Genomic DNA, 21719 nt, shown 5'->3' with positions numbered 1-21719 from the left:
CTCCAGATGTTCGTGGGGCGGCGTGCGGAAGTGCCGCTCTGAGGAGAGACGTTGGGCGAGGCCCAACGGTGCGTCCTCGCAGGCAATATTTTCTGATATTCCGTTTGATTGGTACCCGGGGGGCCGGGTTTCCGCGGGTACGGCAGACTCCTGCGGTGGCCCCGCGGTTCGCGGCGCGCGACGGGTGCGGTGAGGAGGGTGGGCGTGACGGAGCGGGGCGAAGAGCGGCTCGTGATACGGCGGTTGCCTCCGGCGGCCGTCGGGGCGGCCCTGCTGCTGCACGGCGGCTACGAGCGGGACACCCGCGCGCCGTCCCGGCTGAACGTCCCCGCCCTGCGGATGCGGCCGTTCGCCACCGCCGTGGCCCGGGCCGCCGGGGGCCGGGGCGTGGCCGTCGCCGAGGTCCGCTACCGGTACCGGGGTTGGAACGGCGGGCGGGCCGACGCCGCGCGGGACGCCGCCGAGGCGGTCGAGCGGCTGGCGGCGCTGACCGGCGGAGCGCCGACCGTGCTGATCGGCCACTCCATGGGCGGGCGGGCCGCGCTGCGTGCGGCCGGCGCCGCGGACGTGGCCGGCGTGGTCGCCCTCGCGCCCTGGTGCCCGCCGGGCGAACCCGTCGCCCAACTCGCCCACCGTCGCCTGGTCTTCGCGCACGCCACCGCCGACCGCGTCACCTCGCCCGCCGAGTCGCTGCGCATGGCGGCCGATGCCCGCGCGGCCGGCGCCCAGGTGGCCCGGTACGAACTGCCCGGCGGCGACCACGCGATGCTCCGCCGGATGCGGGCGTGGCACCGCTTCGCGGCCCTCGGTGCCGCCGCCCTGCTCGGCCTCGCACCCGTGCCGGCCGAGATGGCCGCTGCCTTCGCTCGCCACCCCGGCGACCCGGACGGCCTCGCCCTCCCGCTGCCCCGGGCCGCGTCGCCGCGCTCGTTGCGGTGAGCCGTGGGCCGTGGGCCGTGACCAGAAGGGCCCGCCGGTTCGCGGCGCCCCGCACGCGCTGCACCTGCCGTACCACGGAGAGCGACGGGAGCCCGCTCGCCACCGTCACCCCGTCCGCGTAGCCGCCGGAGGGCCGAGCACCCGGGGCCGGGCGCCGTCCAGGCCGCCCCGCCCGGTCCGCCGCCCCTCTGCGGTCCTGCCCGCCCGGAGCAAGAATGGAGGTGGAGGCAGTTCCGCTATGCCCGATCGAGGTGGTCCCGTGGACCAGGCAGCCATCAGCGTCTCCGGCCTCAGCAAGCAGTTCGGTTCCGTCCAGGCACTGGACTCCGTGGACTTCGACGTCGAGCCCGGCACCGTTTTCGGCCTGCTGGGCCCCAACGGAGCGGGCAAGAGCACCGCGATCCGCATCCTGACCACGATCGTGCGCCCCAGCAGCGGGCGCGCCGAGGTGCTGGGGCACGATGTCGTCAGCGAAGCCGTCACCGTCCGGAACCTGATCGGGCTGGCCGGGCAGTACGCGGCGGTGGACAAGAACCTCACCGGCCGGGAGAACCTGCGGCTGATCGGCCGCCTCACCCACGTCCGCCGCTCCCGGATCAAGCGGCGCGCGGGCGAACTGCTGGAGCGCTTCGACCTGACCGCGGCCGGCGACCGCCCCGCGCGCACCTACTCCGGCGGTATGCGCCGGCGGCTGGACGTCGCCGCCGCGCTCGTCCCCGACCCGCCGGTGCTCTTCCTCGACGAGCCGACCACCGGCCTCGACCCGCAGAGCCGTATCGCGCTGTGGGAGATGATCCGCCAGCTGGTGGCCGACGGGACGACCGTGCTGCTGACCACCCAGTACCTGGAGGAGGCGGACCAACTCGCCGAACGTGTCGTCGTCATCGACCACGGCCGGGCCATCGCCGACGGCACCCCCGCGCTGCTCAAGGCCGACCTGGGCAACACGGTCATCGAGCTCGACATGGGCGAGCCCGGCCGGGCCGTTCGGGCCGCGGAGGCGCTGCGCGACCGGGTGCCCGAGCCGCCCGACATCGACGGCGTACGGCTCCGGCTGGTCTCGCGGGAAGGGTCCCGGCCGCTGCTCGGGGTGCTGCGCACGCTGGACGAGCGCGACCTGGTGCCCGCCGCCGTCGCGGTCAGGGAACCCAGCCTCGACGATGTCTTCCTGCAGTTGACCGGGCACCTCAGCGGTCCCGCGTCGCCCTCGGAAGGCGCGGACCCGCCCGTCGACGGTGATCCGTCGTCCGACGGCGGTGGGTCTCGCGGCGACGATCCTCCCCGCGGCGACGAGCCTCGCGGGGGTCCGCCTCCCGGCGGCGGCGCCTCCTCCGCGGGCGCGGCGTCGTGACCGGGGCCGCCGCCTTGCGCCGCTACGCCGGCCGCGGAGAGGCGGACACCGGCGGCGCCCTGTCGCCCGGCCCGCCCAGCCGGCCGCTGTCGCGCCTGACCCGCACCGCCCAGGACGGCCTGGCGGTCGCCTGGCGGAACCTGATCGGGCTGCGCCGGGTGCCCCGGCTGCTGGTGTTCTCCACCATCCAGCCGCTGGTCTTCGTGCTGATGTTCCGCTACGTCTTCGGCGGGGTCGTCTCCCCCGCGCTGCACGGGGTCAGCTACGTCGACTTCCTGATCCCGGGCATCTTCGTGCAGACCGCCGTCTTCGGCGCCATGAACACCGCGATCGGCCTGGCCACGGACATGCAGACCGGGCTGATGGAGCGGTTCCGGTCGCTGCCGATGGCCAGATCGGCGGTGCTGGTCGGCCGGACCCTGGCGGACCTGGTGCGGAACGTCTTCGTCGTGGCGCTGATGACGGCGGTGGGCTTCGCCATCGGCTTCCGCATCCACGCCGGGGTGCCGGCCTTCCTCTGCGGAATCCTGCTGGTGCTGGCCTTCGGGTTCGCGATGTCCTGGATCTTCGCGGTGGTCGGCATGGCGGTCGGCGACCCGGAGACCGCACAGGCCGCGGCCTTTCCCGTCCTCGCCCCGCTGGTCTTCGCCTCCGCGGCCTTCATCCCGGTCAACACCATGCCCGGCTGGCTCCAGGCGTTCGCCCAGCACCAGCCGGTGTCCCGTACCGCCGAGGCGGTCCGCGCCCTGGTGCTCGGCGGGCCGACCGTCAACGACGTCTGGCAGGCGCTCGCCTGGGACGCGGGCATCGTCGCGGTCTTCGCGCCGCTCGGCGTGTGGCTCTACCGCAGGGCGGTATGACGTCGCGGCGCCCCTTCCGGGCCGCCGACCCGCGCCCGTACCCCCTCCGAGCCGCGCCCGTAAGCTCCTCCGACCCGCGCCCGCCCCCGTCCTCAGAACGCCGCGGCCGCCGCCCCGGCGAAGGACAGCCCCACGCCCGTCCCCACGGTGAGCAGCAGGTAGGCCGCCGCGGTGACCAGTCGACGCTTGGAGGTGAGCGTCAGCAGCTCGTACGAGAACGTCGACCACGTGGACAGCGCGCCGCAGAAGCCCGCGCCGAGCAGGTAGGTGCGTTCGGGGGTGAGGTGGGCGCCCATGCCGGTGCGCACCACGTAGCCGAGCAGCAGCGCGGCGGCGGAGTTGGCGGCGAAGGTGCCCAGCGGGAAACCGCTGGACAGGCGGTGGTTCGCCTCGGCGCCCAGCAGATAGCGGATCGGCGCGCCCACGAGCGCGCCGGCCACCACGAGCAGCCAGTCGGCCACCGTCATCGCCCGCCACCTCCCGTGGCCCGCACGCGGGTCAGGAGTGCCCGGGTGCCGAGCGCGCCCACTGTCACCGCGGTCAGCGCAGCCGCCGGCGTCAGCAGCAGGTCCCCCACCGCGTAGCCGGGCTGCCCGCGGTGGAAGAGCAGCCGCACGTTGTCGGTGTAGTGGGAGAACGACGTGAAGCCGCCGAGCACCCCGGTGCCGAGCAGCGGGCTGATCAGCCGGGGCGCGTTCGGGAACCCGAACTTGACGGTCGCCATGAGGATGCCCATCAGCAGGCAGCCCGTCGTGTTGACCAGCAGGATCGTCCAGGGGAAGTCCGGCGGCTGGTAGTCCGGCCACAGCCGTTCGGCGCCGAGCCGCGCGCACGCGCCCGCGGCCCCGCCGACCGCGACGGCGGCCACCACCGGCACCTGGGCTCCCGGGTGGTGGTCCGGGTGGTCACGGCGGCTCATGGCGATCTTGTGCGGCATTCCGCCACATTGGCAGGTTCTTCCCGCCGACTTGCCACGCCTTCGCGTGGGGCGACGCGTTTTTGGTCCGAGCGGGTGTGATCCCGCGGCCGCTCCGAGCAGGCAGCCCATTCGACGTAAAGATTCTGCCAAGCTGCTCCCGCAGTCCCCGCCCACTTCCCTCCGGAATGCCCGGTCGTATTCCGGTATTCCGCCGACGCTGGGATTTCCCTTGTCCATCGCAGAACCCGATTTCCTCCGGAGGATCGAGAGAAAACAGCCGCACGGTTTTCTCGTCGCGAGCGTGCGCGGTGTGGGCCAGGTCGATCTCCAACCCTGTATCTGGACCGGCGTGCTCATCCTGGCCGGGCTGTGGGCCGCGGGCTGGCGGATCGGGTTGTTCGCGACGATCGGCACGCTGATGTCGACCGCCACCGCCCATCTCGCCGGGGTCGACCGGTCGAACATCGCGCTCGGTCTGCAGGGCTACTGCGGATGCCTCACCGGGGTCGCCCTCGTCACCTCGCTGGGCGCCCACACGTCCACCTACGCGCTCGCCGTCGTCGGCGCGATCATGTGCACCGTGCTGATGGGCGCGCTCACCGTCCTGTTCAAGCCGTACGGCCTCACGGCGCTCACCGCACCGTTCTGCCTGGTCTCCGGGATCATGGTGGTCGGGGCGTCGTCCTTCAGCCGGGTCTGGCACGGCGCGGCCCCCTCGGGCTTCAGCACCACGGGAAGCACCTCGCTGTCCTGGAGCGAGCTGTGGCACGCCTTCTTCACCAACGTGTCGCAGGTCTTCCTGGTGGACAAGTGGTACGTCGGCCTCATCATGCTGGTCGGCCTGGCCTGCGCCGGAGTCCGCGTGCTGCTGTGGACGGTGGCCGGCAGCGTCGTGGGCATCCTCGCCGCATGGGCCCTGGGCGCGCCGGCGTCGTCCATCGCCAACGGCATCTACGGCTACAACGCCGTCCTCGTCGCCATCGCCATGGGTGCGGTCCTCCTCGCCGCGACGGTGTGGAACGGCGGGTACACCCTCGTCGCCGCCGCGGTCACCACGAGTCTCACGGCGGCGTTGACGGCGATCTTCAAGACGTTCGGCGGCCACACCTTCACCTGGCCGTTCATCCTCACCACATGGGCGTTCATGGCGGCTGTCCCGGTGCTGACCCGATTTCGGCCGGCCGACTGACCGTCCGCCGACCCGCCTTTCCCTGCTGGACTCCCCGAGGAAGGTAACGACGTGAATCTCGCCCCTCGCGAGGTAGACAAACTGCTGGTGTACGTGGTGGCCGATCTGGCACGGAAACGCCAGAGCCGCGGTCTCAAGCTGAATTACAGCGAGTCCGTGGCGCTGATCACCGAGGCGATTCTGGAAGCCGCCCGGGACGGCAAGAGCGTGGCCGACTGCATGGAACTCGGCCGGCACGTCGTCGGAGAGGACGACACCATGCCGGGCGTGCGCGACATGCTCGGGCTGCTCCAGGTCGAGGCGTCCTTCGTGGACGGCACCAAACTGGTGTCCTGCCACGACCCCATCGGCGGCTGACCGCGGTGTCGGAGCGCTGCCGGGTGGTCGCCGTCCGCGGGCACGAGGCCGGGTCCGGGCAGGAGTTGTCGGAGTCGGCCGGGCCCGAGGTGCCGGTGGTCGGCAGCGGTCGGGAACTGTTCCGGTGCGTCTCGCGGCTGCGCGGCCAGGGCGAGCAGGTGTGCGTCGTCCCCATGACGCTGGGCCGGCACCCGGACCTCGTCGCGGACACCGCCCGTACCCTGCGGGCGCTTCCGGCCGGCGAGCGGCACGGCACGGTGCTCGCCGAGCCGTTCGGGACCTCGCAGCACCTGGTCGCCTGGCTGCGGGCGGCGGCGGGCCGGATTCCCGCGGACAGCGCCCTGTTGCTCACCGCGCCGTCCGGGGACCCGTTCGACGACGCCGAGTTGTACCGGCTCGGCAGCCTGGTCGGCCGGCACGGCGGTCACGAACTGGTCGAGGTCGCGTTCCTCGGGGGCACGCCCGATCCGGGCGAGGGCGTACGCCGCTGCGCGCTGCTCGGCGCCTCCGCCGTGACGCTGCTGCCCGCCGCTTTCGTGCCGCCCGAGATCCCCGGCGACGCCCGGGTGCCGGTCCACCGGCACGGCCCGCTGCTCTCCCCGGCGGCGCTGGCCCGGGTGCTCGCCGAGCGGGTCGCCGACGCCCGCCACCGGTGGACCGAGCACGGTGACGACGGCGTCGCCGCCGCGCTGGGCTACGCCGACGACCACGGCTACGCCCATACCCACGGCCCCGGCGGAATCGGCCACGAGCACGGCCACGAGCCCGGCGGAATCGGCCACGAGCACGGCCACGAGCACGCGCACGAGCACGGCCACCCCCACGCGCACCCGCGTCAGCACCCACCGGCGCCTCACCATCCGCCCGCCCCTGGTGCGGGCCAAGTCAACAGGAGTACGGCATGACGCCCCGTCAGAAGTACCTGTACGGCGAAGGTCCGATCGAGATCAACGCCGGCCGCCGCACGGTCAAGCTCTCCGTCAGCAACACCGGTGACCGGCCGGTCCAGGTCGGTTCGCACTACCACTTCTTCGAGGTGAACTCGGCGCTGCTGTTCGACCGGCAGCAGGCGCTCGGCATGCACCTCAACATCGCGGCCGGCACCGCCGTACGCATCGAGCCCGGCGACACGCGGGAGGTCGAGTTGTGCGAGTACGCCGGCACCGGCCGCCTCGTGGGCTTCAGCGGGCTGCTCAACGGCAGCACCGCCTCCCACCCGGTCAGGGTCGAGGCGGTGCGCAAGGCGATCGAGCGCGGCTACCAGGGCGCCCAGGAGTCGGCCGGGGCCGACTCCGGTGCCGCCGGGACACCCCCGAAGCCCACCAAGAAGTCCCAGCAGAAGAAGGGTTCGCACTGATGCCGATCCTGCCCCGCAAGCAGTACACCGACATGTTCGGGCCGACCGTCGGTGACCGCTTCCACCTGGCGGACACCAATCTCGTCGTCGAGGTCGAAAAGGACTTCAGCGAGGGCCAGTACGGCGACGAGGTCCTCTACGGCGGCGGCAAGACCATGCGGGACGGCATGGCCTCCGACCCGCAGGCGACCTCCGCCCAGGGGGCGCTCGACACCGTCATCACCAACGTCGTGGTCATCGACCCGATCGTCGGAGTCGTCAAGTGCGACATCGGCATCAAGGACGGGATGATCGCGGGCATCGGCAAGTCGGGCAACCCGCAGACCCAGAACAACGTCCACCCCGACCTGGTCATCGGGCCCGGCACCGAGGCCATCGCCGGCGAGCACCTCATCGCCACCGCGGGCGCCATCGACAGCCATGTGCACCTGATCGCCCCGCAGCAGGCCGAGCAGGCCCTCACCAACGGCATCACCACCCTGATCGGCGGCGGCACCGGGCCGTCCGACGGCACGAACGGCACCACCTGCACCCCCGGCCCGTACAACATCGCGCGGCTGCTGCAGGCGGCCGAGGGCCTGCCGGTGAACCTCGGCATCATGGCCAAGGGCAACGGCAGCCTGCCGGAGGCGCTCAACGAGCAGATCGTCGCCGGCGCGTGCGCGCTGAAGGTCCACGAGGACTGGGGCGCCACCCCCGCGGTGATCGACAACGCGCTCAACGTGGCCGACCGGCACGACGTGCAGGTGGCGATCCACACCGACAGCCTCAACGAGTCCGGCTTCTTCGAGGACACCCGCTCGGCGATCGACGGCCGCACCATCCACACCTTCCACAGCGAGGGCGCCGGCGGCGGTCACGCCCCGGACATCATGCGGGTCGCGGGCGAGCCCAACATCCTGCCCTCCTCGACCAACCCGACACTGCCGTACACCCGGAACTCCGTGGACGAGCTGCTGGACATGGTGATGGTCTGCCACCACCTCAGCCGCGACATCCCCGAGGACGTCTCGTTCGCCGACAGCCGGGTCAGGGCCGAGACGATCGCCGCCGAGACGGTCCTGCACGACCTCGGCGTGATCAGCATGTTCTCCTCCGACTCCCAGGCGATGGGCCGGGTCGGGGAGTCGGTCACCCGCGCCTTCCAGACCGCGCACCACTGCAAGGACCAGTTCGGCCCGCTCGACGGCGACTCCGAGCGCAACGACAACCAGCGGGTGCTGCGCTACCTGGCGAAGCTCACCATCAACCCGGCGATCGCCACCGGCATCTCGGACCACATCGGCTCGATCGAGAAGGGCAAGATCGCCGACATCGTGCTCTGGCCGATCCACTCCTTCGCCGCCAAGCCGAAGATGGTGATCAAGGGCGGCATCATCTCCTGGGCCCAGATGGGCGACCCCAACGCCTCGCTGCCGACGCCCCAACCGGTGATCTACCGGCCGATGTTCGGGCAGTACGGCAAGGCGCTGCCGTCCACGCACGTCACCTTCATGTCGCAGGCCGGCATCGCCGCCGGGGTCCCGGCGGAACTGGGCCTGCGGCGCAAGATCCTGCCGGTCGGCCGTACCCGCACCATCGGTAAGCACAACATGGTGCGCAACAGCGAGCTGCCGGACATCAGGATCGACCCGGAGACGTTCAAGGTCACCCTCAACGGCAAGGTCGCGACCATCGATCCGGCCGCCGAGCTGCCCCTCAACCACCTGTTCTTCCTGGTCTAGGGCATGTACCGCGACGAGCAGGGCGGCTCCGGGCCGGCGTCCACCACCGCCGGCCCGCGGTCGCCCGAGTCCGGACCCGCGCCGGAGTCCGGCTTCTCGCCCGAGTCCGAGTCCGAGTCCGAGTCCTCGCCCGAGCCGGGGATCGGCTCGCTGCTGGTCAGCCTCCAGCTGACCGACTCCGCCTTCCCGAGCGGCTTCTACACGCTGTCGCACACGCTCGAAGGCTTCGCCCAGGCCAAGGAGGTCGACGCCGACAGCCTGCCGGCGCTCCTGCACGGCCTGCTGCTGCACGCGGTCGGCCCGGCCGACGCCACCGCGCTCGCGCTGGCCCACCGGGCGACCGCCGCGGGCGACCCGGAGACGGTGGTCCGGATCGACGAGTACCTGTTCGCCACCAAGCTGGGCCGGGAGATGCGGCTCGCGTCCACCCGGACCGGCCGCCAACTGCTGGACCTGGCCCGGGAGGTCTTCGACCACCCGGAGATCGGCGCGCACTTCGAGCGGGTCCGCGGCGGTGCGGCGCCCGGCACGCAGGCGGTGGCCGCCGGGATCATCTACGCGGCGGCGGGCGTGCCGCTGCGCCAGGCCGTCGTCTCCGACCTGTTCGCGTTCTGCGCGAGCTTCGCGGGCGCGGCCCTGCGGCTGCGGCTGACCGACCACCGCAAGGCGCAACTGCTGCTGCGGCGGGCCGCGCCCGTCATCGAAGCCGCCGCACAGGCCGCGATGCGCCGCGAACTCGCCGACGTCGGGGCGACCGCCTTCGCCTCGGACGTCATGTCGGGCCGCCACGAACGGGCCGAGGCACGGCTCTTCGCGAGCTGACCGGCCCTCACCCGCCGGCGCCCACCGCCGGCAACGCCCACCACACACTCCAGGGAGCACCGTGAACGACAACGTCCTGCGGATCGGCATCGGCGGACCCGTGGGGTCGGGGAAGACCGCGCTCATCGAGGCGCTGGTGCCGGTGCTGATCGCCCGCGGCCACCACCCCTCGGTGATCACCAACGACATCTACACCCAGGAGGACGCGCAGCACGTCCGCCGCACCCTCGACGGCATCCTGGCGCCCGAGCGCGTCGTCGGCGTGGAGACGGGCGCCTGCCCGCACACCGCCGTACGCGACGACCCGACCATGAACCTCGCGGCCGGCGCCGAGATGCTGGAGCGCTTCCCCGACACCGACATGCTCTTCTTCGAGTCCGGCGGCGACAACCTCACGCTGACCTTCAGCCCCGCGCTGGTCGACCTGTTCCTGTTCGTGCTGGACACCGCCGAGGGCGAGAAGATGCCCCGCAAGCGCGGCCCCGGCATCACCGACTCGGACCTGCTGGTGATCAACAAGATCGACATCGCGCAGTACGTCAGGACCGACATCGGCGTGATGGAGGCCGACGCCCACCGGGTCCGCGAGAACCGCCCGGTCGTGCTGACCGACTGCCTCACCGGGGTCGGCATCGACGACATCGCCGGGTACCTGGAGTCCCGCCGCAAGGTGCTGGTCTGACGTGCGGGGCGCCCCGGCCCGTCCCCGTCCCGACCGGCTCGCCCCCGGCTACTACAGCGCGGCCCGGGTCCCGCCCGAGGTGGTCGGCCCGCCGGGCGCGCCCGACACGCTGCCCGCCGGCTCGGCGGCCAAGGTCGGCATCCTCGACCTGGCCTTCGCGGTGCGGGGCGGCCGCACCGAACTCGTCGAGCGCTACCAGAAGACGCCGCTGCAGATCATGCGGCCGCTGTGGATCGACCCCGAACTGCCCGGCATGAGCTACGTCTACCTGATGGCCACCGGCGGCGGCATCGTGCAGGCCGACCGCTACCGGATGGACTTCCGCTGCGGCCCCGGCACCCAGGTGCACCTGACCACCCAGGCGGCGAGCAAGGTGTTCAGGACGGAGTACGACTACGCGACCCAGCTCGTCCGGCTGACCGCGGAGGCCGGCAGCTACGTGGAGTACCTGCCCGACCCGGTGATCCCGTTCCGGGACTCCCGGTTCTACCAGCGCACCGAGGTCACCGTGGCCCCCGGCGCGACGCTCCTGCTCGGGGACACTCTGACCGCGGGCCGGCTCGCCCGGGGCGAGCGCCACCAGTACCGGGCGTTCGCCGCCGACCTGGTGGTGGCCCGGCCGGACGGCACGCTGCTGGCGATCGACACGCTCCGGCTGACCTCCGGCCGGGACGGCGACATGCCCGGCGGCGGTCCCGCGGTCTTCGCCGGCGCCGACCACGTCTCGTCGTTCTTCGTGGTCACCGACCTGCGGCCGGCCGCCGAGATCGCCGACACCCTGCACGGGGCGCTGGCCGGGCTCGGGGTCCGGTACGGCGCCAGCGTGCTGCCGCGGGACTGCGGCGCCTGGGTCCGGCTGCTGGACAGCGACCCGATCAGGGTCGCCGCGGCCCGTACCGCCGTGTGGCACCGCGTGCGCGAGCTGCTCACCGGCCGGCCGGCCCCCGATCTGCGCAAGGCGTAGCGACGGTACGGGCCGCGGCGACGGTCCGCGCGCGGCACAGCCCCCATCCGACGATCCGCACCCCGCCCCCTGTGAGGTATCCCCCGTGAGGTATCCCCTGTGAACGTCGCTCCCGCGCCGATGCCGCCCGCCTACGACTCCGGTGACACCGCGTGGCTGCTGGCCGCCACCGCCATGGTGCTGCTCATGACGCCGGGGCTGGCGTTCTTCTACGGCGGCATGGTGCGCACCCGGCACATCCTGATGATGATCAAGATGAGCTTCGCCGCGCTCTGCTTCGGCACGCTCGTCTGGTGGGCGATCGGCTACACCCTGGCGTTCGGGCCGGACGTCGGCGGGGTGGGGCTCATCGGGAACGTGGACCACGCGTTCATGCGCGGCATCGGGCTGACCACGCTGAGCGGGCACATCCCCACGTATGTCTTCAGCACCTTCCAGATGGGCTTCGCGATCATCACGGTCGCCCTGATCAGCGGCTCCATCGCCGACCGGGCCACCATGAGGGGCTGGCTGGTCTTCGTGGTGCTGTGGCTGCTCATCGTCTACGTGCCGCTGGCCCACTGGGTGTTCGACCCGGACGGCTGGATCGTGCGGCACCTGGGCGCGCTCGACTTCGCGGGCGGCCTGCCGGTGGAGCTCAATTCCGGGGTCTCCGGGCTCGCGGTCGCGCTGGTGCTGCGCGCGCCGCGCGACTTCGCCCGCCGGGAGGAGCGGCCCAACAACATCCCGCTGGTGGTGGTCGGCGTCGCCCTGCTGTGGTTCGGCTGGTTCGGCTTCAACTCCGGCTCGGCGCTGACCGACCAGGGCGCGGCGGCCGGCGCGTTCATCAACACCCAGCTGGGCGCGGCGGCCGCGATGGTGACCTGGCCGCTGGTCGAGAAGTGGCGCACGGGCAACGTCTCCACCACGGGCGTGGTCTCCGCCGCGGTCGCCGGCATGGTCGCGATCACGCCCGCCTGCGGCGAGATCAACACCCTCGGCGCGGTCATCACCGGTCTGGTCGCGGGCGCGGTGTGCGCCTTCGCCATCACCCTCAAGTTCCGTTTCAACGTCGACGACACGCTCGACGTGGTCGGGGTGCACGGGGTCGGCGGGCTGATCGGCCTGATCATGGTGGGGCTCCTCGCCACCGCGCGGGTCAGCGGCAAGAAGGGCCTGTTCTACGGCGGCGGAGGGGGGCTCCTGGGCCGCCAGGTCGTGGCGATCCTCGCCGTCATGGCGTTCTCCTTCCTCCTCACCTGGATCATCGCGAAGGCGGTCGACCTGACCGTCGGGTTCCGCGCCGCGGAGGAGTACGAGAAGGTCCCCGGGCAGGACCGGGAACGCGCGTACGACTTCCAGACCGCCGAGCGGCTCGGCGCCCTGGTCTCCGGCAGGCCGGTCTCCAGCAACGACGAACTCGTGCGGCAGATCGCCACGTTGCTGCGGGCCCGGAAGGAGTCCGACTGAACGGGCCGGGCGGAGGGGTGCGCGCGTGGCCGCGTGGGCCGGGTGCGCGGGTGGGCCGTGGGCCCGGCGGTCGGGTGGTCCGGGGCCGGCGGTCGCGCCGGGCGGGCGGATCGGCGGGGGCGGCCACGAGGCCGGGCGCGCGGGTTGGCATGATGCCTAAATGAGCCGAAACCGCCGAACCGCCTTCCGGTCGTCCCGAGCCTCACGCGCCACCCGGGCGATCGCGGTCGCGGCGGCCCTCACCGCGTTCGCCACGGCCTGCACGCACTCCTCCGGCACGTCCCACGCGGCGCCGTCGCAGGCCCCGACGACGGACACGCCCGGGCAGGTCACCGTGCACGAGGCCGACGTCGATCTGACCATCACCGACGCCGTCGCCCACCTCGACAGCGCGGGCAACGGCACCCTGACGATGGCGGTCCGCAACGACAGCGGGGTGCCCGAGCACCTCGACATGGTGGGCACCCCGGACGCGGGTCGCGGTGCCATCGCCGGCGCCGGCAAGAGCGGCGCCCCCGGCTCCCTGATGGACGCGGGGATCTACCTGCCCGACGGCACCACGGTGACCTTCGGCGGCACCGGCCCGACCGTCACCTTCAGCGCGGTGCACGGCGTCACCGCCGCGCACACGCTGCCGCTGATGCTCCAGTTCGGCGTGGCCCGCCTGGTCCACCTCTCCGCCCGCGTGGTCACGACCGGCTGATCCGCGGGTCGCCGGGTCCCGCGGGGTGCCGGGTCCGCTGATCACCAGAAGGTGCCGGCGGTTCGTGGAAGGCCTGAGGTGTTGGACGGCGGGTGCGCGGTGGTGCGAAGCTCGCGTCATGACTGAGAGCCTGCGGCCGCCCCCCGAGGGGCTGTTGCTCGCCGCGGCCGCGGCGAGACAGGGCCTGTCCGGGCGGATGGTCGCCGCGCGGACCGAGGTGAGCGCGGCGGTCGCGAAGAAGCTGGGCTACTCCAAGCGGAAGCTGAGCGAGCCGTGGTGGCGCTGCATCGTCAAGGGCTTCCAGTCGGTGAACCGGACGAAGGTGGCGTACCGCGGCACCGGTGAGACCGTGGCCCGCTTCGCCCACGCGGTGGGGGCGACCGCCGAGGACCTGACGGCCGCCGGCCGCGCCGACGCCGCCGACGCGGTCCGTGCACTCGCGGCCGCGCTCGCACTGGAGGAGAAGGAGCGGCGCGACACCGCCGCCGCCCGCCGGATCTCCGGCAATCCCGCGCGGGTCGAGGAGCGCTGGCTGATGCTGGAGCCGGTGCTGCGTCAGGCGCCCGTCGGCCTCGACCCCTCCGAGCGGGACGACCTGCGCGGCCGGATCGACGGCCTGCTCACGGAGAGCCCCCAGTGGCAGCCGGTGGACGGGGACGAGGACGCCCCGCCCCCGCGCGCCGCCGCCGCGCAGCGGAAGCGCACGAAGCGGGGATAGCGCGGGCAGCGGACCGGGCCCAGAGCCCGTCACGTGACGGCGATGGCGCTAGGGGATCAGAACCACCTTGCCGAGGTTGCGGCGCTGCTCGATGAGGGCGTGCGCCCGGGCCGCTTCGGCGAGCGGGATCTCCTCGTGCACCGCGGTGCGCAGCGTGCCCGCGTCGCGCAGTTGCCAGAGCTCGCGCAGCCAGCGGCCGTACAGCTCCGGTCGGCCGACGGCGACGGCTCTCATCTGGAAGCCGATCACCGAGGCGCCGCGGGCCAGGAGTTCGTACGCCTCCACGGTGCCGCCGCCCGAGCTGAAGGCCACCAGCCGGCCGCCCGTCGCCAGGGTCCGCACGGCGGGGCCGAGCAGGTCGCCGCCGACGCCGTCGAGGATCGCGTCGAACGGGCCGCCCCAGTCGGCGTCTTCGTACCGTACGACCTCGTCGGCGCCCATGCCGCGGACGAAGTCGGCCTTGCTCGCGCTGCTGACGGCGGCGACCACGTGTCCGGCGCCGCCGGCCCTGGCGTACTGGAGGGCGAGCGTGCCCACCGCACTGGCCGCCGCCGTGACCAGGACCGACTCGCCCGGCGCGACCCGCGCGGCCTCGTACGCGCCGCGTGCGACCAGCCCGCTGCGGACCAGCGCGACCGCCTCCACGGCGCTCGCGCCGTCCGGCACCCGGGACGCCATCGCGGAGTCGAGGACCGCGTACTCCGCGTAGGCGTCGGCGAAGCACAGCCCGGTCACGCGCTCTCCGACGCTGAAACCCGTGGCTCCCGCGCCGACGGCGACGACCTCTCCGGCGACCTCGCCGCCGAGCGGAACGGGCTCGGCGCTCTCCCGGAGCCTGCGCACGGTGGGCAGGGTCACCCCGATCGCCTCGACCCGGACCAGCACCTCTCCGGCTCCCGCCCCGGGGCGCTCGGCCTCCTCGGCGGACAGCACCTCGGACCCGCCGTTCACTTCATGGCGCATGCGCAGCAATGGACTCCCCGATCCGCTTCGTTGGGCATCCCAACGATAGGAGATTGTCGTTGGGGAGTCCAATGAATTCTGGGTAGGCTCGGTCCATGACGTCCGCCCTCGCGCACATCCAGTCCCTGCCGACCTGGCTGGTCGGTCGTGTCGCGGCGCGGGGCAGAGGGCTGGTCGCCGAGGCGATCGCCGCGGAGGGGCTGAAGCTGATGCAGCACGCGGTGCTGGCCGCGACCGCCGAGTACGGCCCCGTCGCTCAGGCCGACCTGGGGCGCCGGCTCGCGGTCGACCCCAAGGACATGGTCGGCATCCTCAACCACCTCCAGGAGGCGGGGCTCGTCGAGCGCGCCCCGGACCCCGCCGACCGCCGCAAGAACGCGGTCACCGTCACCGCCGAGGGCGAGGCCGTCCTCGCGCGCTGCGCGGTGCTGGCCGAGGCGGCCAACGCCGAACTGCTGGCACCCCTCGGCCCGGCCGACCAGCGCCGGTTGACGGCTCTGCTGACCCGGCTCCACGAGGCGCCGTGAGCGAGTCGGGTCCGCCGGAAGGGGCGTGACCCGGGCGGGGCGGCGGGGTGTGCGGCGGGGTGTGCTGCCCGGCGATCCCCGGCGGTGATCTTCCGCGGCGGTTGCGGTGGCGGTGGCGCGCTGGGCGATGGAACGCGCCGGGGTGGAAGCGCCTGGGCGTACGCCGCTCGGTGGCGGGTGCGCCCGCGCGCCGGGGGGTGTTTCGGCGTCGTCCGGGTGTGTGGGCGGGGCCGGGGGCAGACTGGTGGGCCGGATCGCAGGGCGGAGGGGGACCCCGATGACCGAGCCGTCACCCGGGGCCAAGGCCGTGCCGCCGTCGCACGGCTCCGCGGGAGAACCGCCGGGCGGCGGCACGGCGTCCGATGCGGACACCGAGGCCGGCAACGGCACCGCGGCGCCGTCCGAGCAGCCTCCGGAACCTCCGTCCGAGCAGATGCGGTGGGAGATCCCCGGCGGCCGGCTGCTCGACGCCGGCCACGCCATCACCCTGCGCGCGATGGCCCGCCGGCTGCCCCAACTGATCAGCCGGGCGCTGCGGATGGCCTGGCAGGTGGACCGCGGGGCGGTGACCGCGCTGCTGGTCTGCCAGGTGCTCTCCGGCGTGCTGGAGGCCGTCGGCCTGCTCGCCGTCACCGGCACCATCACCGCCGTGATCGCGTCGGGTCACATCACCGAACGCCTGCACCAGGCCGTGCCGTCGATCGTGTTGCTCGCCTCGGCGGCGGGCATCCGGGCGGTGCTGGGCATCGCGGTCGGCGGTCTGTCCACCCGGCTGGCACCGCGGATCGCCCGTGAGGCGGAGCTGCGGCTGCTGGACGCGGCGACCCACGCGGAACTGACGGCGTACGACCACCCCGGGTACAACGACCGCTGGGACGCGGCCGATCGCGGTGTCGAGGTCTCCCAGGACCTGCTGAACCAGTCGCAGAACATCCTCGCCGCGGCCGCCTCGCTGGTCGCCGCGGCCGCCGTACTGACCTCCGTGCACCCGCTGTTGCTGCCGCTGCTGCTGCTCGCGGCACTTCCGCAGGCGGTCGCCGGGGTGCGGGCCGCCCGTCTGAACTACCTCGCCTCGCTGGACACCATGGGCGACCGGCGCCTGCTCGGGCTGTTGCGCTGGCACCTGGTCGACAAGGACAACGCCGACCAGATCCGCTCCGGCACCATGGCCGACTTCCTGCTCGGCAAGTACCGCGCCGCCGGCGCCCGGGTGGACGCCGCCACCGACCGCGCGGCCTGGCAGGCGGCCAAGACCTCGCTGATCGGCAGCGTCGTCGGGGGGCTCGCGGCCGGCGCGGTCTGGGCGGCGCTGATCGCCCTGATCGGCACCGGCCGGATCTCCGTCGCCTCCGCCGGCACCGCGACCTTCGCGCTGCGGTCGGTGGCGTCGGGGCTGCACGGCATCGTCGGTTACGGCGCGATCATCTTCCGCACCGGCATGTACCTCGACGACTGGTCCGGCTTCCTCGACGAGGCCGGCGGCCACCGCATCCGGCGCGGCGCGGCCGTGCCCACCGGACCGGTGACCGTACGCGCCGAGCACGTCGACTACACCTACCCGGACGCCGACGGGCCGTCCCTGCGCGATGTCACCCTTGAGGTGCGCCGTGGCGAAGTCCTCGCCCTGGTGGGGGAGAACGGCTCCGGCAAGACGACGCTCAGCAAGCTGCTCGCCGCCCTCTACCTCCCCACGGCGGGCGCCGTGACCTGGGACGGCGCCGACACCGACACCCTTGACGCGCAGGCGGCTTGGCGCCGGGTCGCGGTCGTGCCGCAGGACTACGCGCAGTGGCCGCTGACCGCCCGGGAGAACATCACCCTGGGCCAGGCGGTGCCGGGCGACGGGGCGTCGGACGCCGACGCCGCCGTGCACAACGCCGCCCGCGCCTCGGGCGCCGACGACGTGGTGGCCGCGCTGCGCTCCGGCCTCGACACCCTGCTCGCCCGCGAGTGGTGGGGCGGCCAGGAACTGTCCGGCGGCCAGTGGCAACGCGTCGCCCTGGCCCGGGCGTTCCACCGCCGGGCGGGCCTGCTCGTGCTGGACGAGCCGACCGCCGCCCTCGACCCCCGCGCCGAACACCGCATCTTCACCGGGCTGCGCGCGCTCGCCGCCGACCGCGCCGTGGTCCTGGTCACCCACCGCCTGGCCAACGTCACCGTCGCGGACAAGATCGCCGTCCTCGACAAGGGCCGCCTCGTCCAGTACGGCACCTTCCCCCAACTCCGCGACGCCCCGGGCCTCTTCCACGACCTCTGGGTCCTCCAGAACGACCGCACCCCCCTCCTCCCCACCCAGTCCGCGGCGTCACCCGGTGAAGAGGCGTCCGCCGGGGGTCAGTTGGGGGAGAGGCGGTAGAGGGACGCGGCGCCCGGGGGGAGGGTGACGGCGAGGGTGGGGGAGGCGGGGACGGGGGTGTAGGCGGCGGTCGCGGGGGTGAAGCCCGCGACGGTCTTGACCTGGGCCGGGTCGACGCGGATCTGGAGGGAGGCGGGGGCGTCGGGGTCGCGGTTGACGACGAGGAGGTGGCGGGTGCCGTCGTCGGCGGCGCCCGGGGCCGGCTTGAAGAGCCCGAGGACGGCGGCGTCGCCGGTGACCGCGGTGAGGCGGTCGCCCGGGGTGAACGCGGTGGTGCCGGGCGGCAGCGGGGTGTCGTTGGCGTGCTGCACGGACTCCGAGACCAGCGGCTTGAGTTGGCGGCCGACGGGCTGGAGCCAGCCGGTGTTCAGCGCGGTGGCGGCGTCGTAGAGGGGGGTGCGCTCGCCGTCGGTGGTGATGAGCGCCTGGGTGTAACCCTCGCCGCGGGCCGGGTCGGGGGTCCAGTAGGTGAAGTACTGGATGCCCTTGCAGCCGTACGCCAGGCTGATGTTGACCTGCCACGCCAACTGCGAGGCGGTGGGCACCCGGTGGTTGTTGTAGCCGGTCGACTGGATGTAGGTCCACGCGGGCAGGCCGGACTTCAGCGACGCGGCGCGGACGATCGCCCAGGTGTCGAAGTAGTCGATGTCGATCCCGTCGGTGAGGATCGGGTAGCGGTCGAAGGAGATCAGCGCGGGCTTGACCGTGTCGAGGTAGCTCTGCACGAAGTCGGCGTAGGTCGCGCCGTTGCCGCGGTTGATGTTGGCGTACGGCAGCAGGGCCGGCGCGGTCTTGCGGACGATGCCGGTCAGCGCGCCGACGTTGGGGAACCGGGCGCGAGCGGGCTCGTCGTAGACGCTGAGGCCCGCCAGCGACGGGTGGTTCGCGTAGCTGCCCAGCGAGGAGCGCACCCAGGAGGCGGCGTCGGCCGTGGTGATCGACGACGGCACGGTGCGGTCGTCGGTGATCGTCAGGTACTGGGCGATCGCCTCGATCCGCGGGTCGCCCGCGACCACCACCTTCAGCCCGACCTGGTCCGCCATGCCCAGCGCGTAGCCCGCGCTGCGCGCGTCGAACTGGTAGTTGCCGGTGATCAGGAAGGTGAACCCGGCGTCCGTGATCTCCCGGTAGCGGGCGAGCGTCGTCTCGTACGGGTGCGGCGGCCAGAACAGGCCGATCGGGAAGTCCGGTCCCCCGGTGAGCGGCAGGTCCGCGCTCACGGCGTCCAGCGGCGCGTCCGCCGGTCCCGACGCGCCCGCACCGCTCCTGGTGGCCGGGATACCGCCCAGGCCCGCCGCGTCCGCCCGGCCGGCCGCCAACCCACCGGCCGCGAGCACCCCGGCACCCAGCCCGGCCGCCTGCAGCAGCGCCCGCCGGTTCACCCCGCGAGCCGATCCGTACGACGAGAGCTCCTGCTCCGGCATGCTCCACCCACTTCACTCGGAACCCGCGACCGACGACAGACACCCGCCCCGCCATCATGCAGACCCCGACCCCCGATATCCGCGCCGCCACGCCCCATTCGTCCGGTATGCCGTGCGCGGCCGGGGGCGGCCGGTCGGCGCGACCGCGTCACCGGCGTACCGCGTCGAGGCGGGCCACCTCCGCCGGGGTGAGGCGCAGCGCGCTCGCGGCGAGGTTCTCGGCGAGGTGGCGGGGGTCGCCGGTGCCGGGGATGGCGAGGACGTGCGGGCCGTGCTGAAGGGTCCAGGCGAGCCGGACCTGCGCGGGGGTCGCGCCGTGCGCGCGGGCGACGGCGCGCACGTCCTCGCTCTCGGTGCCACCCGCGCCCGCCTGGCCGCCGGCGCCGGCGATCGCGTAGAACGGCACGTAGGCGACCCCCTGCTCGCCGCAGGCCCGGACGAAGTCGCGCTGCTCGGGTGCCGAGCCGACGCCGTACGCGTTCTGCACGCAGACCACCGGTGCGATCGCCCGGGCCTCGGCGAGCTGCGCGGGGTGGACGTTGGAGACGCCGAGGTGGCGGATGAGGCCCGCGGCGCGCAACTCGGCCAAGGCGCCGAAGCGTTCGGCGATCGAGTCGGTGCCGACGATCCGCAGGTTCACCACGTCGAGGTGGTCGCGGCCGAGTTGCCGCAGGTTCTCCTCGACCTGGCCGCGCAACTGCCCGGGCCCGGCGTGCGGCTGCCACCGGCCGGACGGGTCGCGGCCGGGACCGACCTTGGTGGTGAGGACGAGGCCGTCGGGGTAGGGCGCGAGCGCGGCGTTGATCAGCTCGTTCGCCGAGCGCAGCGGCGAGAAGTAGAAGGCGGCGGTGTCGATGTGGTTCACGCCGAGCTCGACCGCTCGGCGCAGCACGCGGATCGCCTGGCCGCGGTCGCGGGGCGCCGATCCGGCCGCGAACGCCTCGCCGGTCTGGGGCAGCCGCATCGCGCCGAACCCGATCCGGTGGACGGGAAGGTCGCCGAGCACCCAGGTGCCGGACGCGTCCGCGGTGACCGGTCGGGTGCGGGCGTCCCCGGGGCCGGCGGCGGTCGTACGGCCGGTGCCGGCGGTCCTGGCAGTCCTGGAAGTCCTGGCGGTGCTGTCGGTCCTGTCGGTCCTGGAAGTGGCGGGTCCCGCGGCTGCCGGCTCCCCGGTCCCGCCCGCCGCCGGACCGGGCTCCCCTGCCGGCGCCGCGGAAAGCGCCGGATCTGCCGGGCCTGCCGGACGTTCCGGATTCGCTTCCGCGCTGCCCGAGGCCGTGTTCTTCGAGGTCATGCCGGCATGCTCGCCGCGCACTAGGCTCGGTGCCAACGATTAAGGAATACCGAAATCCTGGAGGCCCCGATTCCCGCGGAACTGGCGTTCTCGACCAGCGATCTGGCGCAGACGCGGTTCGCCGTCTCGCCGATGTGGGAGGTCGGCACCAGCTTCCGGCTGCTGCGCTCGCGCGCGGCGCACGCCGTGCACCAGCCGTGGATCGACCAGGTGCGGCCGCGGATGGCCGCCGCCGGACTGGACCGCGGCCGGCTGGCCGAACTCATCCCGCCCGAGGCGCCGGACGACTACGTTCCGGACTTCCTCAACCCCGCGCCCGCCGGCCCCGCCCCCACCCTCGCTGCGGAACTGGCCCGGGTCCTCGCGGCCCCCGCCGCCCAGGTCCGCCACGACCTCGACCGGCTCCGCGAGGCGCCTGGCGGTCTCGGCCCGCGCGCCCGCGCCCTGCACGCCGAACCGCGCGCCCAACTCCCAGCGCTTGCCGAGGAGATCACCGCCTACTGGGAGGTGGCGCTGGCTCCCTACTGGGCCCGGGTCCGCGCGGTGCTCGACGCCGACATCTTCCACCGCGCCCGCCAGGTCGCCGAGCACGGCGCGGCCGCGCTGCTCAACGACCTTCACCCCTCGGTGAGTTGGAACGACAGCGCGCTACGGCTCGGCCGCCGCCGGCGGGCCCTCGCCCGGAACACCGCGGGCGCGGGGCTGCTGCTGATCCCCTCCGCCTTCACCGGTCCGGGCCCCCTCACCCTCGTGCGGCCCCCGGACCCGCCCCAACTGGCTTACCCGGCAAGGGGCGTCGGCACCCTGTGGGCATCCCGCCCGGTGGTCCGGGGCGACGCGCTCGCCGCCGTACTCGGCCGGTCGAAGGCGCTGCTGCTCGCCGAACTCGACTCCCCCGCCTCCACCACCGAACTCGCCGCCCGTACCGGCCTGTCGGCCCCCGCCGTCTCCCAGCACCTCACCGCGCTGCGCGACGCGGGCCTCACCACCGCCCACCGCACCGGCCGCAGCGTCCTGTACGCCCGCACCGCGACGGCCGAATCCCTCCTGGCCCCCTGAGTCCTGGCCCCTGAGTCGTGGCCCCTGAGCGCCGGGCGCCGAAACGGCGCGGACCGCGCCCG

Annotated in this window: 22 protein-coding genes; 17 read left to right on the top strand and 5 right to left on the bottom strand. The window is 73.6% G+C overall.

All coding sequences use genetic code 11. The annotated features are described in order from the left end of the window. The first annotated feature begins 204 nt into the window (after positions 1–204). The 3 genes from OG370_RS20240 to OG370_RS20230 all read left to right on the top strand — a co-directional run bounded on the left by OG370_RS20240 (position 205) and on the right by OG370_RS20230 (position 3150). Entirely contained in the window at positions 205–939 is a 735-nt protein-coding gene (locus OG370_RS20240; RefSeq protein ID WP_328466262.1) for an alpha/beta fold hydrolase, read from the top strand. Between the two features lie 259 nt (positions 940–1198). Continuing rightward, positions 1199–2290 (top strand): ATP-binding cassette domain-containing protein, encoded by a 1092-nt coding sequence (locus OG370_RS20235; RefSeq protein WP_328466260.1) that lies wholly within the window; start codon positions 1199–1201, stop codon positions 2288–2290. Continuing rightward, positions 2287–3150: an ABC transporter permease gene (locus OG370_RS20230; RefSeq protein ID WP_328466258.1), complete on the top strand. Its 864-nt coding sequence runs from the start codon at positions 2287–2289 to the stop codon at positions 3148–3150. Before OG370_RS20235 ends, OG370_RS20230 begins: the two co-directional genes overlap by 4 nt. Positions 3151–3242: 92 nt before the next feature. On the opposite strand, the gene OG370_RS20225 is transcribed toward OG370_RS20230, so the two are convergent. Both OG370_RS20225 and OG370_RS20220 read right to left on the bottom strand, forming a co-directional pair. After that, the gene (locus tag OG370_RS20225) at positions 3243–3611 is read right to left on the bottom strand and encodes a fluoride efflux transporter FluC (RefSeq protein WP_328474265.1); all 369 of its coding nucleotides are present in this window, start codon (positions 3609–3611) and stop codon (positions 3243–3245) included. Between the two features lie 2 nt (positions 3612–3613). Then, positions 3614–4087, bottom strand: a complete 474-nt coding sequence (locus OG370_RS20220) for a fluoride efflux transporter FluC (protein WP_328466256.1) — start codon at positions 4085–4087, stop codon at positions 3614–3616. Between the two features lie 211 nt (positions 4088–4298). Between OG370_RS20220 and OG370_RS20215 the strand changes: the two genes are divergently transcribed. From OG370_RS20215 to OG370_RS20165, 11 genes are all read left to right on the top strand, one after another. Then, positions 4299–5258, top strand: a complete 960-nt coding sequence (locus tag OG370_RS20215) for an urea transporter (protein WP_328466254.1) — start codon at positions 4299–4301, stop codon at positions 5256–5258. A gap of 51 nt (positions 5259–5309) precedes the next feature. Then, a complete protein-coding gene (locus tag OG370_RS20210) occupies positions 5310–5615 on the top strand; it encodes an urease subunit gamma (protein WP_328466252.1) in 306 nt (101 codons plus the stop codon). A 5-nt stretch (positions 5616–5620) separates the two neighbouring features. Beyond that, on the top strand, positions 5621–6520 hold the full coding sequence (locus tag OG370_RS20205; protein ID WP_328466250.1) for a sirohydrochlorin chelatase: 900 nt from the start codon (positions 5621–5623) through the stop codon (positions 6518–6520). Beyond that, complete coding sequence (locus tag OG370_RS20200) at positions 6517–6972, top strand: urease subunit beta (protein ID WP_328466248.1); 456 nt, start codon at positions 6517–6519, stop codon at positions 6970–6972. Before OG370_RS20205 ends, OG370_RS20200 begins: the two co-directional genes overlap by 4 nt. Next, the gene (gene ureC / locus OG370_RS20195; protein WP_328466246.1) at positions 6972–8696 is read left to right on the top strand and encodes an urease subunit alpha; all 1725 of its coding nucleotides are present in this window, start codon (positions 6972–6974) and stop codon (positions 8694–8696) included. The genes OG370_RS20200 and ureC overlap by 1 nt, the downstream gene beginning before the upstream one ends. 3 nt (positions 8697–8699) lie before the next feature. Next, positions 8700–9518: an urease accessory protein UreF gene (locus tag OG370_RS20190; protein ID WP_328466244.1), complete on the top strand. Its 819-nt coding sequence runs from the start codon at positions 8700–8702 to the stop codon at positions 9516–9518. A 61-nt stretch (positions 9519–9579) separates the two neighbouring features. Next, positions 9580–10200 (top strand): urease accessory protein UreG, encoded by a 621-nt coding sequence (ureG, locus tag OG370_RS20185; protein ID WP_328466242.1) that lies wholly within the window; start codon positions 9580–9582, stop codon positions 10198–10200. A gap of 1 nt (position 10201) precedes the next feature. Continuing rightward, positions 10202–11164, top strand: coding sequence for an urease accessory protein UreD (locus OG370_RS20180; protein ID WP_328466241.1), 963 nt, complete (start codon positions 10202–10204; stop codon positions 11162–11164). Between the two features lie 99 nt (positions 11165–11263). After that, on the top strand, positions 11264–12613 hold the full coding sequence (locus OG370_RS20175; RefSeq protein ID WP_328466239.1) for an ammonium transporter: 1350 nt from the start codon (positions 11264–11266) through the stop codon (positions 12611–12613). A gap of 160 nt (positions 12614–12773) precedes the next feature. After that, entirely contained in the window at positions 12774–13316 is a 543-nt protein-coding gene (locus OG370_RS20170; protein ID WP_328466237.1) for a hypothetical protein, read from the top strand. Between the two features lie 118 nt (positions 13317–13434). After that, positions 13435–14034: a hypothetical protein gene (locus tag OG370_RS20165; protein WP_328466235.1), complete on the top strand. Its 600-nt coding sequence runs from the start codon at positions 13435–13437 to the stop codon at positions 14032–14034. A gap of 48 nt (positions 14035–14082) precedes the next feature. On the opposite strand, the gene OG370_RS20160 is transcribed toward OG370_RS20165, so the two are convergent. Further along, positions 14083–15006, bottom strand: a complete 924-nt coding sequence (locus OG370_RS20160) for a quinone oxidoreductase family protein (RefSeq protein ID WP_328466233.1) — start codon at positions 15004–15006, stop codon at positions 14083–14085. Positions 15007–15092: 86 nt separating this feature from the next. On the opposite strand from OG370_RS20160, the gene OG370_RS20155 reads away from it, so the two are divergent. Next, positions 15093–15524, top strand: a complete 432-nt coding sequence (locus OG370_RS20155; protein ID WP_328466231.1) for a MarR family winged helix-turn-helix transcriptional regulator — start codon at positions 15093–15095, stop codon at positions 15522–15524. A 433-nt stretch (positions 15525–15957) separates the two neighbouring features. Next, on the top strand, positions 15958–17880 hold the full coding sequence (locus OG370_RS20150; protein WP_443060876.1) for an ABC transporter ATP-binding protein: 1923 nt from the start codon (positions 15958–15960) through the stop codon (positions 17878–17880). Here OG370_RS20150 and OG370_RS20145 read toward each other — a convergent pair. Next, the gene (locus tag OG370_RS20145; RefSeq protein WP_328466227.1) at positions 17859–19304 is read right to left on the bottom strand and encodes a hypothetical protein; all 1446 of its coding nucleotides are present in this window, start codon (positions 19302–19304) and stop codon (positions 17859–17861) included. The genes OG370_RS20150 and OG370_RS20145 overlap by 22 nt on opposite strands. Before the next feature lie 148 nt (positions 19305–19452). After that, positions 19453–20310, bottom strand: coding sequence for an aldo/keto reductase (locus OG370_RS20140; RefSeq protein ID WP_328474263.1), 858 nt, complete (start codon positions 20308–20310; stop codon positions 19453–19455). 420 nt (positions 20311–20730) lie between these two features. Here OG370_RS20140 and OG370_RS20135 point away from each other — a divergent pair, with 420 nt between their 5' ends. Continuing rightward, on the top strand, positions 20731–21657 hold the full coding sequence (locus OG370_RS20135) for a DUF5937 family protein (protein ID WP_328466225.1): 927 nt from the start codon (positions 20731–20733) through the stop codon (positions 21655–21657). Positions 21658–21719 lie beyond the last annotated feature (62 nt).

This window comes from Streptomyces sp. NBC_00448, from assembly GCF_036014115.1.
Classification (GTDB): domain Bacteria; phylum Actinomycetota; class Actinomycetes; order Streptomycetales; family Streptomycetaceae; genus Actinacidiphila.
Note: the sequence above shows the minus strand (reverse complement) of the source record. Positions and strands in the feature narration are given on the sequence as shown.